General features: G+C 41.8%; 16 protein-coding genes. 6 read left to right on the top strand and 10 right to left on the bottom strand.

The window, feature by feature from the left end; genetic code table 11:
• Window positions 1-575 precede the first annotated feature (575 nt).
• The gene (locus APA_RS11135) at window positions 576-1,349 is read left to right on the top strand and encodes an SDR family oxidoreductase (protein ID WP_201322349.1); all 774 of its coding nucleotides are present in this window, start codon (window positions 576-578) and stop codon (window positions 1,347-1,349) included.
• A gap of 105 nt (window positions 1,350-1,454) precedes the next feature.
• Here APA_RS11135 and APA_RS11130 read toward each other — a convergent pair whose 3' ends face one another.
• Complete coding sequence (locus APA_RS11130) at window positions 1,455-1,808, bottom strand: four helix bundle protein (RefSeq protein ID WP_201322348.1); 354 nt, start codon at window positions 1,806-1,808, stop codon at window positions 1,455-1,457.
• A 160-nt stretch (window positions 1,809-1,968) separates the two neighbouring features.
• On the bottom strand, window positions 1,969-4,338 hold the full coding sequence (locus APA_RS11125) for a GUN4 domain-containing protein (protein WP_201322347.1): 2,370 nt from the start codon (window positions 4,336-4,338) through the stop codon (window positions 1,969-1,971).
• Window positions 4,339-4,444: 106 nt separating this feature from the next.
• Here APA_RS11125 and APA_RS11120 point away from each other — a divergent pair, with 106 nt between their 5' ends.
• Together APA_RS11120 and APA_RS11115 are read left to right on the top strand one after the other, a co-directional pair.
• Window positions 4,445-4,669: a DUF433 domain-containing protein gene (locus APA_RS11120; RefSeq protein WP_142655204.1), complete on the top strand. Its 225-nt coding sequence runs from the start codon at window positions 4,445-4,447 to the stop codon at window positions 4,667-4,669.
• Complete coding sequence (locus APA_RS11115) at window positions 4,666-4,998, top strand: DUF5615 family PIN-like protein (RefSeq protein WP_201322346.1); 333 nt, start codon at window positions 4,666-4,668, stop codon at window positions 4,996-4,998. The genes APA_RS11120 and APA_RS11115 overlap by 4 nt, the downstream gene beginning before the upstream one ends.
• A gap of 62 nt (window positions 4,999-5,060) precedes the next feature.
• Here the strand turns inward: APA_RS11115 and APA_RS11110 are convergent, their stop codons facing one another.
• Window positions 5,061-5,636 (bottom strand): Uma2 family endonuclease, encoded by a 576-nt coding sequence (locus tag APA_RS11110; protein ID WP_201322345.1) that lies wholly within the window; start codon window positions 5,634-5,636, stop codon window positions 5,061-5,063.
• A gap of 121 nt (window positions 5,637-5,757) precedes the next feature.
• Here APA_RS11110 and APA_RS11105 point away from each other — a divergent pair, with 121 nt between their 5' ends.
• Window positions 5,758-6,402 (top strand): Uma2 family endonuclease, encoded by a 645-nt coding sequence (locus APA_RS11105; protein ID WP_201322344.1) that lies wholly within the window; start codon window positions 5,758-5,760, stop codon window positions 6,400-6,402.
• A 54-nt stretch (window positions 6,403-6,456) separates the two neighbouring features.
• Here APA_RS11105 and APA_RS11100 read toward each other — a convergent pair whose 3' ends face one another.
• The 3 genes from APA_RS11100 to APA_RS11090 form a co-directional block, all read right to left on the bottom strand.
• A complete protein-coding gene (locus tag APA_RS11100; protein ID WP_201322343.1) occupies window positions 6,457-7,599 on the bottom strand; it encodes an IscS subfamily cysteine desulfurase in 1,143 nt (380 codons plus the stop codon).
• Between the two features lie 178 nt (window positions 7,600-7,777).
• Window positions 7,778-8,236, bottom strand: a complete 459-nt coding sequence (psbQ, locus tag APA_RS11095) for a photosystem II protein PsbQ (RefSeq protein WP_201322342.1) — start codon at window positions 8,234-8,236, stop codon at window positions 7,778-7,780.
• 69 nt (window positions 8,237-8,305) lie between these two features.
• The gene (locus APA_RS11090; protein WP_201322341.1) at window positions 8,306-9,559 is read right to left on the bottom strand and encodes a pitrilysin family protein; all 1,254 of its coding nucleotides are present in this window, start codon (window positions 9,557-9,559) and stop codon (window positions 8,306-8,308) included.
• Window positions 9,560-10,243: 684 nt separating this feature from the next.
• Between APA_RS11090 and APA_RS11085 the strand changes: the two genes are divergently transcribed.
• The gene (locus APA_RS11085; protein ID WP_201322340.1) at window positions 10,244-11,602 is read left to right on the top strand and encodes a hypothetical protein; all 1,359 of its coding nucleotides are present in this window, start codon (window positions 10,244-10,246) and stop codon (window positions 11,600-11,602) included.
• A 71-nt stretch (window positions 11,603-11,673) separates the two neighbouring features.
• On the opposite strand, the gene APA_RS11080 is transcribed toward APA_RS11085, so the two are convergent.
• The 4 genes from APA_RS11080 to APA_RS11065 all read right to left on the bottom strand — a co-directional run bounded on the left by APA_RS11080 (window position 11,674) and on the right by APA_RS11065 (window position 14,757).
• Entirely contained in the window at window positions 11,674-12,057 is a 384-nt protein-coding gene (locus APA_RS11080) for a ferredoxin (RefSeq protein WP_201322339.1), read from the bottom strand.
• A gap of 105 nt (window positions 12,058-12,162) precedes the next feature.
• The gene (locus APA_RS11075) at window positions 12,163-12,744 is read right to left on the bottom strand and encodes a thylakoid membrane photosystem I accumulation factor (RefSeq protein WP_201322338.1); all 582 of its coding nucleotides are present in this window, start codon (window positions 12,742-12,744) and stop codon (window positions 12,163-12,165) included.
• A 135-nt stretch (window positions 12,745-12,879) separates the two neighbouring features.
• Window positions 12,880-13,647: a GTP cyclohydrolase I gene (gene folE / locus APA_RS11070; RefSeq protein ID WP_201322337.1), complete on the bottom strand. Its 768-nt coding sequence runs from the start codon at window positions 13,645-13,647 to the stop codon at window positions 12,880-12,882.
• 375 nt (window positions 13,648-14,022) lie between these two features.
• The gene (locus APA_RS11065; RefSeq protein WP_201322336.1) at window positions 14,023-14,757 is read right to left on the bottom strand and encodes an SDR family oxidoreductase; all 735 of its coding nucleotides are present in this window, start codon (window positions 14,755-14,757) and stop codon (window positions 14,023-14,025) included.
• Window positions 14,758-14,911: 154 nt separating this feature from the next.
• On the opposite strand from APA_RS11065, the gene APA_RS11060 reads away from it, so the two are divergent.
• Window positions 14,912-15,472 (top strand): hypothetical protein, encoded by a 561-nt coding sequence (locus APA_RS11060; protein ID WP_201322335.1) that lies wholly within the window; start codon window positions 14,912-14,914, stop codon window positions 15,470-15,472.
• The last annotated feature ends 1 nt before the right edge of the window (window position 15,473 follow it).

Here is a 15,473-nt window from a genome sequence, read left to right as displayed (position 1 = left end):
TCCCCAAAATATGTACCATCCGATGCGTGGATGGTACATATTTTGGGATTTATTATATCTTTAGAGATAACTCTTTAGGCTTATTTTTAATTTCTGATTTATGATGATTATCTATTAGATTTTGAATAAATAAAAGCTTGTAAAGTAGATAGAGTAAGCATTGTTTGCTTTGATTAAGTTGTTAATGACTCTATGTAAACAGATTGAAAGTGTGTTTAACAATACTTTACATATTATGGAAACAGATGTAAGGTTTTATCCATGTTAAAAGTCTGTATTGATTTTCCTTTATTACTGCATAGACCATGTTTCCTAAAGGAGGTAACGACATGACAGAACTGGGGATAGGCTTCAAAGATTGATTTTCGACTGCTTACTTGTTGTGGGCAACGTGACTGAACAAAAACTTTTTAAAACTCAACGCATATAGAAGTTTGGTCACAAGTTGTTTGCAACGAGATTGTTAACCGTCTCACAGAATTTACTTTGTGTAAGTTTTAGTTAGCGGCATAGGCTAGAAAACTTGCATCATTAACAAATAGTAAAACTAGTGAGACCTCAATATTGGAGGTTTTATGAATGTTCGTGGAAAAACGGCTCTAATTACTGGAGCTTCACGAGGTATTGGAAGAGCGATAGCATTGGAACTCGCTCAACAGGGTGTTAAATGTTTGATTTTGGTTGCTCGCGATCTTGAACGATTAAATTCTGTTGCTTCGGAAGTGGAAGCTTTAGGAATAGAAGCGGTGAGTTTACCTCTAGATCTATCGCAGACAGTCGAGGTAAACATTGCGATCGCACATGTATGGCGAGATTTTGGCCCAATTGATATTCTGGTTAACTGTGCTGGTGTGGCGCATCAATCATCTTTTTTGCGATCGCGCTTTCAAGATGTGCAATCGGAAATCGAGGTCAATTTGCTGGGTATGTATGCGATCACGCGGATGGTGGCAAGGCGGATGGCGGTGCTGCGCAATGGCAGAATTGTCAATGTCTCTAGCCTGATGGGTAAGGTCGCTGCGCCGACGATGGCAACTTATTCGGCAACTAAATTTGCGATCGTGGGGTTTACTCAGGCGCTGCGTGGTGAGTTGGCTGCTTACAATATCAAGGTGTCGGCGTTACTTCCATCTCTTACTGATACGGATATGGCGCATGATTTGGAATGGTTTCGCTGGGTGGCGATGATGACTCCGAAGCAGGTCGCTAAGGCTCTGATTGCGGGGCTAGATCGTGAGGCTCCTGAAATCCTTGTCGGATGGCAAAGTCATCTGGCTGTTTGGGGTCATCGGCTCTTTCCATCTCTAATGGAAAAGATTTTGCTGATTGCTGCTCCTAAGGTTGGCTAGATCAAGGAAAAAGTATAAAGGAAAAAGGAAAAATTTCTTTTTATCTTAACTAACCATAATGGAAAATCTAAACCCATTAACATCTTAATTTTTCCTTTTTCCTTTTTACTTGATTGTTCCTTTTGCCTTGACAATAATTGCTCCTAAGATTCGGGTAATTTCTTCGGCTTCTTGGGAGATGGGACTGAGGCGAATTTCGGGAATGATTTCTGTGGCGGCGAGAAGTTTTAGCCAGTAGAGTGTTTCCCTTGCTTCTTTGAGTGCAATATAATTTTTGCTAATAAAGTCGGCTTTGCTTTGTCCTGCTTGTCCTTCTTGGACGTTTGCGCCGATAGATGTTCCAGAACGCAGTAGTTGTTTGCCAATCGTTCGTGCGACTCCACTTGATTCTTCGAGATGTTGGTAAAGTTTGACTATACGGATAGCGAATTGGAAGGTGCGATCGGGGATGGGTTGCATTTCAAGGAAAAGGGGAAAAGTAAAAAGTAAAAAGTAAAAAGTAAAAATTTCTTTTGATATTAACGAATAACATTGCAAAAAAACAAATCTATCTGCATCTTATTTTTTCCTTTTTCCTTTCTACTTTTTCCTTGATATAGAAGTGTGAAAGCTTTATGGTTTACACTTCACAAGTCTTGATGCGAGAAAAGATACCCATCTGTCTAGCCCTGATGGATCCCCCCTCTCTCGGGAGGTGCCCGTTTACATTCATAAAATTTACTCGAAAAAATTGGTCGGGATAGTCCACCCATTTACCCTCGCTTTTCCATGCTGTGCGATCGCAAAATTCATTCCAAGTTTTAGAACTAGGATCACTAAAGTCTAGAATACCACCACACTCGACATAAATCTGCTTCTGGACACTAAAGCCAAACTCAAATCCATGTTTCTTGCTATATTCCACCCACAGGCGATCTAGCGTTAATAAATCTTCGTAAGGGAAATTTTTAATATTTTCTAACTCTAACCATCCCTCTTCCTCCCGATTCGTTACCTTAAGCATCAGCTTCCAAGTTTCCTGATCCGCCTCATACCATTGCTGATTTTCCAGATATTCCTCTAATTGCTGATAGAGATTATTCGTGACTAACTTCCTAATCGGCTCGGCAACATCAGCCCTGTTGATTTGGCGATATATAAAATCCGCTAAGTCCTCTTGATCAAGTTCAACTAGCTTTTGAATTAGTTGATTGGGATCGACCAAATTGGCATAAAAAACAAATGTATCTTTCCAAGCATCGATCTCTTTCCACTTATCTAAACTAGACTTGGCATAGATTAACTTCTCACCTTCTGCTTTTAAATCATAAAGTTCCCAAGCAGCAAGAAAAGATTGAAAGCTAAGATGAGAAAACTCATAATTTTCATCGCGCTTGACTAAAAGTTCGCTCACATCCACCATCTGCTTTAAAAACTCATCGGCTTTAATTGTCCAACCCTTGTTTGTCAATGCTTGTTCAATTGATTTGATTAAATGCTCGTGAGAGATTTGTTTAAAACCTTCATCATCCTTTTTAGTACTACTCGTCACCTGTTGCATCATCGCTAGCGCCACCAACTGCAACACCTGTTGACGTTCCGCCGCAGAATTGAGTGACAATGTAATCCCTTTCTCAGTCGGTCTGCGGTCTAACTGCAATTCCAAAATGCCACGATATAGCTCAAACTTACGCTGTGGCAGATCCTTTCCTTTTTTATCGCGATGATATCGCACCATCATATTTAGCATCAGGGCATTACCAGAGAGCGCCTTGAGTTCTGGACGCATATCAATTTGATCGAGTAGAGACTTAGCCCTCGTTTTTGCCTTTTTCTCAATACCTCGATCCAGCCCCTTAGCGGCTTTTCCTTCTTGGTAGATATACCATTTTTCCAGAAATTCTTGACGCTGCTTATCATTAAAGTCATTTATCCAATAATTCATGAATGGCTTCTTGTTTGGATAATCTAATCTGTAAGCAGTTGGGCGCGAAGTCAGGATGAAAACCGATTTTCTATATTTTTGCATTTCACGATTGAGCCAAGCACTAACTTTGACCCGCTCCTCAGAACTTGGTATTTCATCAAAACCATCCAACATCACCAATGCTTGCCCATTTAAAAGCAAATTTTTTGCCCAATCATCAGGAGCAGTAAAGACTTGATTCTCTAATAATTTATGGGCATGATCGGTTAACAGTTGCGGTAATTGGAGCGAATCGTCTTGATTTATAAATTTGACACAACGGGATAAGTACAGCAAAAAGGGAATAAACTTTGGTGCTTTGTAGTCTCCAGAGGCACGATTACTGTAGGTATAGGCAAGATATTTCAAAAGTGTGGTTTTACCATAGCCGCCCCTTGCCCGAATCGAGATCCTTTTAAGTTTTTCCTTATCTTGGCTATTTCTCAACAATTGCCAAATGTCCGATATCTGACCACCTTCCAATTCTTCGTATCGGTTAAACCCAAGTTCTCTAGGACTATCGATCAGTCGCAGAGGTACAAATATTTCTTGCAATACAGGATAGTTATCGAGATGATCTTCTTCCCTAACCCCATCCGCCTCATCACGATGACAAGTATCTTTTTGCTCTTCCAGATATCTTGATTCAAAATCAGTAAGTCTTTTTATCTCAGCTTGTTTAGCCGCATTTTGGATAGACTTTTCTGCTGAGATTTTTTCCTGCTGCTCCATGCTTACTAATAAACGTTCAGCGCGAGTTTTGCCCGTTCCTGCTAAGCCATCTTTAAGCGTATCCAAAAAGCTTTTGCCAAAAGCCCAAATCAATCCCCAACTTGCCGTGATGACAAACAAAAGAAAAAAGATCGCCGCCTTCGTCCAATCTCCCTGAATCAGGAAATTGATGCATAACCCGCCAGTACCACCCAATGATGACCAGCTTAAAATTTTGGGAGCATCAGTAACGTCAATTCCAAAAAAAATCTGTTTCTCTGGAATTGAGCTTGTAGGCTTATCAGTATCTTTTGGCTCTGGCTCTTGAGTCATGGTGTTTATGGCGATCGCATTGTCAGCATTAATTCTCTGTATTATAAAGCGATAAAATAAATTGGTATGATCAAAAATGAGCAATCAAAAGAACGAGCTAAAAAATATGAACTATCGCGATCGCATCACCATTGAATCAGGAAAACGTAGTGGAAAACCTTGCATCAGAGGAATGCGAATCACCGTTTATGACGTTCTGTCCTATCTTGCCTCTGGCATGACCTACCAAGAAGTCCTTGAAGACTTCCCATACCTTACTCAAGAAGATATCTTTGCCTGTTTAAGCTATGCCGCCGACCGAGAACAACAAACTCTCCTGATTCAAGCATGAAGCTACTTTTCGATCACAATCTTTCTCCAAAATTGGTTTATCGCTTAGCAGAATTATTTCCTAATTCCAATCATGTTTATCATTTGGGATTAGATCGAGTGGAAGATCGACAAGTCTGGCAATATGCGAAGACAAATGATTTTACGATTGTTACAAAAGATGGCGACTACAATGAGTTGCTAATCTTGTTGGGATTTCCGCCAAAAATAATTTGGATTCGCCGTGGCAACTGCTCAACCAACGAAATTGAGAATATTTTGAGAAAACATTATCTTGACATTCAGGATTTAACCAACACAGAATCTTTGGGGCTGTTGACCATGTACTAAATTTTCTCATTTAGATTTTGAGTCATGGTGCTTAAGGCGATCACGCATTCTAATGTATAACATTACCAAATTTCCGGAAGACTCAAAACGAACTCAGGTAAAACATCTTCCCCAGAGAGAGAACTCGGATTTTGCAAAACTTCCTTAGGTTTCCCAATCCGATAAACTTCCACCTCCCGATCTTTGCGATTAATCAGCCAGCCGAGCCTTGCTCCATTATCCTGATATTCCTGCATCTTGACTTGCGTAACCTTCAAATTATCACTAGGCGACATCAATTCAATTACAAAATCTGGACAAATTGGCGCAAACTTAGCCTGTTGCTCGGTCGTTAATGCTTCCCAACGTTCTCTCAAGATCCATGAAGCATCAGGAGAGCGATCGCTCCCATTCGGAAGTTTAAAGCCCGTTGACGATCCAAAAGTAAAGCCTAACTTAGTTTTGCGATTCCAAATCCCTAGATCGATTGTAATACTGGCACTACGCATTCCTGTGCCGCCGCCTTCTGGAGCCATAATTGTGATATCCCCTTGAACATTGCGCTCGAATCTGAGGTCGCTATTTTTGCGGCAAAGTTGAAAAAACTGTTCGTCAGTAAGATCGATGACAGATTCTAGGCTGATCGTTAAAGCATTCATAGTTCTCAGTAAAGTCTGGAGCCTACATTCCGATTTTATCACAAGCGCTGAGTCAAGGTGTTTAGAGCGATCGCAAGATTATCGCTATATAATTATCACAGATTAACTCAAAGGTGCAGTCATGGTCACTACTCCAGTTATCGATCTCATTGAAGCAATACCCCCTGAAATATCTTCAGATCAAAATGGTGTGCAAAATAGTCAAATTCTTGTAACTTTAGAAGAATATCGAGCGATCTCCGAAACCGCAGTAGAACGTCTCGAATATCGCGATGGAGAAATTTTTATTATGTCTGGAGGCTCACATCCCCATAGCCGTATTGCTGTAAATATCATGGTTATTCTAGGTATTGCTCTTCGCGATACCAGCTTTGAGGTTTGTAATGGCGATATGCGGATCTGGATTCCAGAATTTAATTGCGGTACTTATGCAGATGCGCTAGTGATCGATGGTGCACCAGAGTTTAATGGCGATCGCACAGACGAAATTCTTAATCCAGCTTTAATCGTGGAAGTTTTATCACCATCAACACAGGGCTACGATCGCGGTGAAAAATTCCGTAAATATCGCTCCATTCCTAGCCTGAGAGAATATCTACTCGTCAGTCAATCAGAGCCATATATTGAGCATTATTTTAAGCCTGAGAATAGTGATATCTGGCAGTTTCAAATCTGCGATCGCATAGAGCAGAAGATTATACTGCACAGTCTCAATATAGAAGTTCCCCTTGCAGAAATTTATCGACGCATCATAGATGTTAAATAATAAAACCCAAAAAAGCAAATCACCAGCTATGCTGGTGATTTGCTTTTTTGGGTTTTATTGTAGAGATCGCACTGAAGCAATTACATGATTAGCGACAGTTTCTATCTCATCAAAAGTATTGAATTTACCAATGCCAAACCGAATGGAAGCGTAGGCTAACTCCTTAGAATGCCCCAAACAGGTAAGCACATGAGAAGGTGCAGTCTTTGCAGAAGTACAAGCAGAGCCAGAAGAGACAGCGACAACTGACTGCAAAGCAAGCATTAAGGCGGCTCCATTAACTTCTGCAAAACTAACATTCAGATTCCCCGCGAGTCTCTGCGTCGGATGTCCATTGAGAATAATGCGATCGAGTTCGCTTAATCTCTGCCATAAATGTTCACGCAGATCTAGAGCTTTCTGCTGCTCCTCAACTTGAGACGCGATCGCAATTTCTAGAGCCTTCGCAAAGCCGACAATCTGCGGTGTGTAGAGAGTACCAGAACGCATTCCTCGCTCATGTCCGCCACCATGTAATTGGGTTGCAAGACTCACCCTTGGGCGGCGACGCACATACAAAGCACCGATTCCCTTTGCACCGTAGATTTTATGGGCGGTAAGCGACATCAAATCGATTTGCATCGCGTTCACATCAAGAGGGATTTTGCCGATCGCTTGAGCAGCATCGCTATGGAATAAAACTTGGCGATCGTGACAAATTTGACCAATTTCTGCGATCGGTTGTAGCACCCCAATCTCGTTATTCGCCGCCATCACCGAGACTAAAATTGTATCGGCACGAATTGCTGATTCCAGTTGCGGCAAATCAATTAAGCCATCAGATTTGACAGGTAAGTAGGTAATCTCAAACCCAAGAGATTGCAAATAAGCACAGGGATCAAGCACCGCGCTATGTTCAGTTTGTACGGTGATGATATGCCGCCCTTTTTGGTGATATGCCTCAGCTACTCCCTTAAGAGCCAGATTATTCGCTTCGGTTGCGCCACTCGTAAAGATAATTTCTTCAGGTGTTGCATTGATGGCTTTGGCGATCGCCTCACGCGCTAACTTGACCGTCGCTTCAGCTTCCCAGCCATAAAAATGTCCAATACTTGCTGCATTGCCAAATGATTCCCGAAAATATGGCAGCATCGCCTCTAACACCCTCTCATCGACGGGTGTTGTGGCATGACAATCTAGATAAATAGGTCTTTGCATTAGTACTTGTGCAGAATAAATTACCCAAGCCCGTAAGGTTGCGCCCCTGAGGGGCGCAACCTTACGGGCTTGGGTTTGTAATTAATTATGTCCATTTACTTATAGCTTTAAAGATCAAAGAGGGCGCGATGCGCCCTCTTTGATCTTATAGAAGAGATGCTTTGCGTCCCTTTTTTAATTAGCTTACTAAATCAACAATACTTTCAAAATCTTGGAGGGCATTTTTAAACGCATTCTCCGCCGCGATCGCATCTCTATCCTTGGCTGCATTATCAAGGATCACAAAATTTTTGAATAGGTTGTTAGCTAAATCATTAGCAGTTTCTTTTTGAGTTTTGCTCAACTGACCTGCGATTAATCTTAGCTCACGACGAATTTCGCCAAATGGACCATGAATGTAAGTAATCACATCATTCCATTTTTGGGCATATACAAATTTTTCGAGACGATCAAAGCGATCGCTAAGCACATCTAGCTTTTCAGCAGAGGCAGCAAGAGCAGCCGATTGAGATCCACTTTGAGCGATCGCAGGCTGAGTTAAAACAGGTGCAAACAGCGTGCCGACTAGTACCAGCATTAAGCAAAAGGCGATCGCAACTTTTTTGAAACCTTTCCAATAATTTTTGAAATTCAACACAGAAAAAAGTACTCCTTTATAAATATAGATCTGATAAGTTTGTTGTGGGCGCTTTGCGCGACACCAAGATCATTTTACCTGTTTCAAAGCATCTGCCGAGCCTGCTACTGAAATAGCAGGTGTTACAAAATATTTTTGCGCCACATTCTGGACATCAGCGACCGTTACTCCTTCAATTGCCTCGACAAATTGGCGATCGAACTCTAGCCCTAGCCCCATCACCTCATACCATCCATACACTTGAGCAATTTGACCATTAGTTTGTTTGCCAAGGGCATATTGTCCCAATAATTTACTCTTGCAAATTGTCAACTCTTCCTTTGTAATTGCAACTGTGGCAAGTCGCTCACATTCATGACGCAAACCTTCCAGCGCAATTCCCGTATTTTGCGAAGCCGTCCCCATGTAGGCGACAAATTGTGAAGCTTCTAATCTAGTCGGATAAAAAGCAGATACTTCGTAAGCAAGCCCCCGCTTTTCACGTAATTCCACAAACAAGCGGCTTGATAATCCATTGCCTAAATAGGTCGAGATAATTTTCAGCGCTGCATAATCTGGCGAGCTAACCGATGGCGCAGGATAGCCAATTATGACGATCGCCTGTTGTGTATCCTGCTCATGGGTAACTAATCGCGACTGAAAATTGGGTGTGGGTGTCGAAATAACAGTTGGTTGATGAGGCTTTTTCCAATCACCAAAGGCTTCTCCCACAAGAGAGAGTGCTTGCTCTGGCGAAATCTTACCTGCGATGCTAACTACCATCTGATCGGGACGCAAATAAGTTTGGTGAAAATCAACCAAGTCATTGCGAGTGAGGTTGCTGACGGTTGATTCTGTCCCAAGGCTAGGAAATCCGTAGGGATGATCCCCATACATCATGTGTTGCAGGTGATCGTAGGCGATCGTAAATGGTCGCTCCTGCTGCGATCGGATCGATTGAATCGTTAGCCTTCTTTCGAGATCGAGTTCACTTTCAGGATAACTAGGCGATCGCAAAATCTCCGATCCCAGCAGCAATATGTCATGGAAATCCGATGAAATTGTTTTCAATGACAGCAAAAAATAATCACTTGAGCATTCCGTACCCAATGATGCGCCGATCGACTCCACCTGTTCAGCAATTTCTAGGGAGGAATATCTCTCAGTACCACGTGTCATTAGGGAGGCGGCTAGATGGGTTAGTCCTGATTTTGCCGAGGTTTGGACGCGCTCACCACCTGCAAAAAAGCATCGTGCTGCGATGATGTCAGCCGTGGGGTTTTCGGTTACTAAGACCACAATGCCATTGGATAATACCAAGCGATCGCTGATTCGTTGTGACATTGTTAGTGACAAATTTTACTCCCCAACTTACAAAAAACAAACATTAGGCGTAGTGACTGGCGATACCTTTAATATTCTTAGCTTACGGCAAATTTCGATAAACCAAACCCATATTTTTGTAAAAGCCATGCTTCGGGTGGCTTTTACAAAAATATGGGTTTGGTTTGTCCAAGCGATTTCCAGCCAAACTGACCATATACATAAACTCAAATTTGATGAATTATGAGTAATGGGACTGAAAATGAGCTAAGTAGCTAGGCTCAATTAAATATAAAACCCCAAAATCTGTACCGCCCGCTACGCGGACGGTACAGATTTTGGCTCTGGTTTTTTAATTATGCCGAGGTACTTACTTGCGTTTAGTGACCAACAGATTATGCTAGATTTTCTGTCATCTTCAAAGCGTCGTATTAATATGTTTAAAGATGGGAAAAGTTTTGGGCTGCCCATCTTTTGAATTAACTAAAAACTCTAAGCAAAATCACACAAATCCAATCAATCATTAATACAAGTCAGTGTAAGTTTCATGCAATACATAGCCTACAGCGCCTTGCGCTTAAAAAAATACCAACAAATTTAGGAGCAACCCATTAGGTAATTGTTTAGATAATCACCAGCATTTTGTGGTTGAGATGCTTGGAAAAACGCTGTAAATAAGAAGATATTAAATGCGGAGAGGATTGGATGAGTACTGCAAAGGATAAACAGAAATGTCTAGATTGCTTAACAAAAGCGATCGCAGACTTAAATGGTCAAGTTGACATAGAGCAATTGACTAAAATCTCCAATTTGATCATTCAGACCATGACTGGCCCTTGGCGATCGTTTCATACACCAAATCATATTTTCGAGGTTGGTGAGGGGGGAGATGCGATCGAAGTAATATCAGCAATATTTCACGATCTGGTATATGTACAGGTAGATCAAGGCATCAGCGTCAATATTAGTCGCTATATTTCACCCTATATCAAACAAGATCGCGAGCAATTAGTCATTCTTGATCCTCCTGAACTTCAAGAAGACATGATTTTTAAAATGGTAACAATGCTGTTTGGCTTTGAGCATGGACGACCTCTACTACCAATGTCTGGGCAAAATGAATTCCTTAGTGCACTTATTGCCATCAAAGCCCTAGAAAACATGCTGCCTTTAGCGACATTGACAGAAATAGCTGCTTGTATCGAAGCTACAATTCCGTTTCGTCCACAATTAGATTCTGGGCTGACTTGTTCTGACTTGCTATTTGGGCGCTTAGTTGAGGCAAATGAAACATTTAAGTTTGGGTGGGGCGATCGAGAAATCGCGGAAATTGTCAAGAGAGCAGTCCGTTTATCTAATCGTGATGTCGAAAATTTTGCTAGTACTAATTCATCGCGGTTTCTCAACAATACTTGGAACTTGATTCCTGAGACAAATCACGATCTTAAGAATGTGAACTCCTATAGTGTGCATGGCTATCGAGTTTCCATCCAAAAAATGGAAGGATTTATGAACTTCCTCTCACCTGAAATTGTTTTTCGGCGCTATCGCAATGAGCCAAATGAAAAAGACTATTACAAATTACTTGCCCAAACCAAGCAAAATTTAGAAGTAGCAAGATTGTATTTAGGAACAAAACTCACGTCGATCGCAATTTTGGAAGCCCTATCGTTTCGGATTGGGCGTGATATTTCGCTCTCGACCATGATGGGGGAATTGCCGTTAGAAGACAGACCAGTGGTGGGATTAGAACAGTTCTTGCCAGAAATCACCACGCCACAACAGCCTTCGAGTCCAGTTGAAGCTGAAGTATTAGAACTTTTAGATAAGGGACGCACAGTTGACTCTAGTTATGATGTCAAGAATTCGCCTGTGGCAACTTTTATGGTGAAATCAATCGGCTTTACGGAAATGCAACGTATGTTAGATCTTTCCAAGGAATTTTTTAAGGGGAACTTAACCTCCGAGGAATTAATTGCAAGCTGCGATCCCTATGTAATGTCAATGATCAAGAGTGCAGTTTTGCAGCTATTCGACTCTCGCAAAGCCGCACTTTCTCAGTAGCGCCATGTTATAAAATCCAAAATTTTTGTTGAGAGTGTTGATTTGCAACACTCTCAACAAAAATCTTGGATTTAGTTTTCTGGTGTAACAAAAGCATAGTCTGAGACGATTTCGCCGCCAATAATATGTTCTTGAAGGACTCGCTCTAGTACCTCTGCGGTTGCCGAGTGATACCAAACCCCATCTGGATAGACTAATAAGATCGGCCCACGATCGCATACACGCAAGCAATTAGTTTTCGTCCGAAAGATTTTCGCTTCGAGATCGAGTTCTTTAATACGGCGTTTGAGATAGTCCCATGCTTGTAAACCGACTTCTTTTTGGCAACAGAGGGGCTTAGTCTGATCGGCACATAGGAATAAATGTTTCTCGATCTGGGGAATTGATAATTGCTGAGCGCGATTTGCTAACTGTTGGCGAACCAAATCTAAATCTAAGACAAGATCTTCATTCATCACTAAATCTGAAGTAATAATTTCTCTATTTCCCTTCTCCTTTGCAAGGAGAGAGTTTAATAAAAAATTTGTGGCACGGCGAAGCCGCGCCACAAATTTTTTTATTTAGGGATTCAATTCGTTGATGACTCTATCGGTTTTACGGAATTTTAATTCGGGAGGAGCATCAGGTAGATGCAGTAAGTCGCGAATTGCCGAGTCTAGTTCTTCAAATCCAAACAGCCCTTCGCGATCGTAGCTAACTTTGCCTTCACCAGAAATTAGCACTGTTTGGGGCACTGTACCTTTGTAATAGTATGCTTCGTCTGCTGGGGTGTAGTTGTTTGTTTGTAAGTCCAAACTATCGACAGGAACTGCGATCAGACTGATAGTTTTGCCATAAAACCCTTGAGCTAGATTGAGAATTGGCGAAAATCTTTTGCAGTCGGCACTGTCATCAACATAAAAGACTAACATCGCAGCCCGACCTTGCTCAAGGGATTGAGCTAAACTAATCCGAGGTGGCACAATGGAGCCATTACCACCATAGAGGGCAAATATATTGCCATCATAGGTATCATCGGTAAGTCTTGCTTGAACGGGTTGAGCATCACCAAATACTGCTCCTAGCAATATACTTAGACTTATACAACTTGCGATCGCCACAAAAAAAATCAAATCAAAAGATCGCTTCAGCCAATTTTTCATTATCTTCAATATAAATTCTGCTACCAATCACTATATCTACAAGCAAGACGCACGAAACAAATTAAAACCCGAAAATGTAGTGGTAATTCATGAATTACCACTACATTTTCGGGTTTTTGTAAAGCGCACAACACTTTATGAGTCGCCAAAGCCATGAGCGCGAATCAGATCGAAGAATTCTTTTTTCATCGATGGGTCTTGTCTGAAAGAACCGCGCACGATCGAGTTAACCATCTTAGTTTCGGGTTCTTTGACTCCGCGCCAAGTCATGCACATATGCTGAGCCTTGATCACAAAGGCAAGTCCTTTAGGTTTGATCAAATCTTCGATGGTGTCAGCGACCATAATCGCTGCTTCTTCTTGGATATGAGGACGACTCATCACCCAGTCCACGATGCGATTAAATTTTGATATACCAATTACGCGATCGCTTGGCACGATACCAATCCATGCTTGACCAACGATTGGCACAAAGTGGTGAGAGCAAGCCGAACGGACGGTAATTGGACCAAGAGTATAGATTTCATCAAGTTCTTTGGCATTAGGAAAATCTGTAACCTTAGGCATGGGATGATAACGACCTTTGAACACTTCATCCACATACATCTTGGCTACCCGACGAGCTGTTTCTTTCGTGTTGTGATCATTGGCGGTATCAATAATCAAAGAGTCAAAAACTCCTTGTAGTTTCCCTTCAATTTCTTTTTTTAGCTCTTCCCGTTCGATCTCGCTGATGTGATGGGCGATCGTGTCATTTGCAAAGAAAGGATCTCCAGCCGCGATCACACGATCGCGAATAATTTGTGAAATTGCTTTGCGGCTGGGCAGAGATTCGAGAGATTTGGCGAGTTTTGCATCGTTCTCGGAAATATTGCTGACAGGGCGAGAAATACTGATCGTCATATTGTGATACTTACTAGATATCTAGTGAATTAAATTAAAACTGAGGAATCCGAAAGAATGCCGAAAACACAGTAATTAAACATCAAAATTTTGTGTTTGAGCCAAGCTAACTAAACCATCATAAGAAGGTGTTTAACTAGCAATTCAAACTGTAAAATTTAATATATATTTTCCTATATTTACAGATCGCTGGAAGTTATTTCTTCTCTCAATAGATTGAAATTTTTCTATCGCGATTTGATTTTCATTCACAATTCTAGACTATTCCTTTGTTGCTTAGGCGCTTTGGGGTTAAGTTTCAGTTAATTCCATCCATAAGATAGAGATGTGATCACCCCAGAAAGTGAAGGCGGCGCACCGCACCGCCTTCACTTTCTAAAAAGCTTCTCCGTTAGGCATGATCACAAAGTCATTGATCATCGCATCGGCGGGAAGATTTACCAAAGTCATGATTGCATCGGCGACTGTGGCTGGGCTTAGCATGGCTGCGCGATTAAAACTTGGCGGCACTTTATCACCGAGGGTATCCCATAGGGGTGTATCGACTGAGCCAGGACAGATTGCCATAATTTTGATGCCGTGAGGCTTTTCCTCTATCATGATCGCCTGAGTTAAGCCCAATAGCGCAAATTTACTAGCACAATATGCACCCCAATTTGGAAAACCTTGCTTAGCCGCGATCGAGGCGACGTTAATCACCGTGCCGCTTTTTTGCGATCGCATGGTTGGCAACGTTGCTTGTAAGCACTGAAATATACTGGTTAGGTTGAGATCAAACAACTTCTGCCATTCAGTCAGAGGCATATCAATCAATTCGCCGATATAAGCCATGCCTGCGTTGTTAATTAAAATATCTACGCCGCCCATATCGGCAACGATAGCCTGTATCTTTGCCGGGACTTGAGAGATATCACTAAGATCAATTGCATAGCCTTTAGCATTACTACCTGAGGGTAATTCGTGGAGAATGCGATCGGGATTACGGCTAACCAGACTAACCTGTGCGCCCGATTGTAATAGTCGCAATGCTACTTCTTTGCCAATACCGCTACTTGCTCCAGTAACGATCGCTCTCTTGCCTGCTAATTTACCTGATACTGTATCTGTCATGGTTTAATTTGTTTTCCTTTAAGTACTTCGGCATAATTAAAAATCCAGAACCAAAATCTGTACCGCCCTCGCAGCGGGCGGTACAGATTTTAGGGCTTTATATTTAATTGTGCCTAGCTACTTAGTTTAAGTCAAAACTCTAAGTCAAAGGTCTATGTCAAAAAAAGTAGGACGGAGCTTTTGGTGGCTATGGCTGATTGCAAATGTTATTGGCAATATGCTGTTATCTAGCTTTGTTTGGGAAGACCCTTACGATTTGCGATCGCGTATTTTTCTTAACGAAATACTGCATGGAGTAGGGATTTCCATCGCTCAGTCTTTAGTGCTGCGCGATCGCTTTGCCAAAGAGGGCTGGTGGTTGCCGCTAACTCTGTGTGGGTGGGTTTTGGGGCTAGCGATTGTATTTTTTCTGCCAAACCTGTCACTACGTTCTCATGTGCAAAACATGCCATCACTATCAATTTTAATGATTGATTTTGCAATTATTGGGACAATCGTTGGTATTTGCCAATGGCAATTACTCAAATCATTTCGGTCGGCGGGGTTGTGGTTACTTGTTAGCCCGATCGCTTTGTCATTGAGTACTTTGGGGCTATATTTCGGTTATATGGCGAAATCCACAATATTGGCTAGCGCCTTGCAAGGGTCGATCTATGGCGCAATTACAGGATTCACCGCCATCAAAGTTCTGCGATCGCCCAAAGTTAGGAAGTAAA

This window comes from Pseudanabaena sp. lw0831 (genome assembly GCF_016584665.1).
GTDB lineage: Bacteria > Cyanobacteriota > Cyanobacteriia > Pseudanabaenales > Pseudanabaenaceae > Pseudanabaena.
The sequence above is the reverse complement of the archived record's forward strand: the minus strand, read 5'-3'. Positions and strand labels throughout refer to the sequence as shown.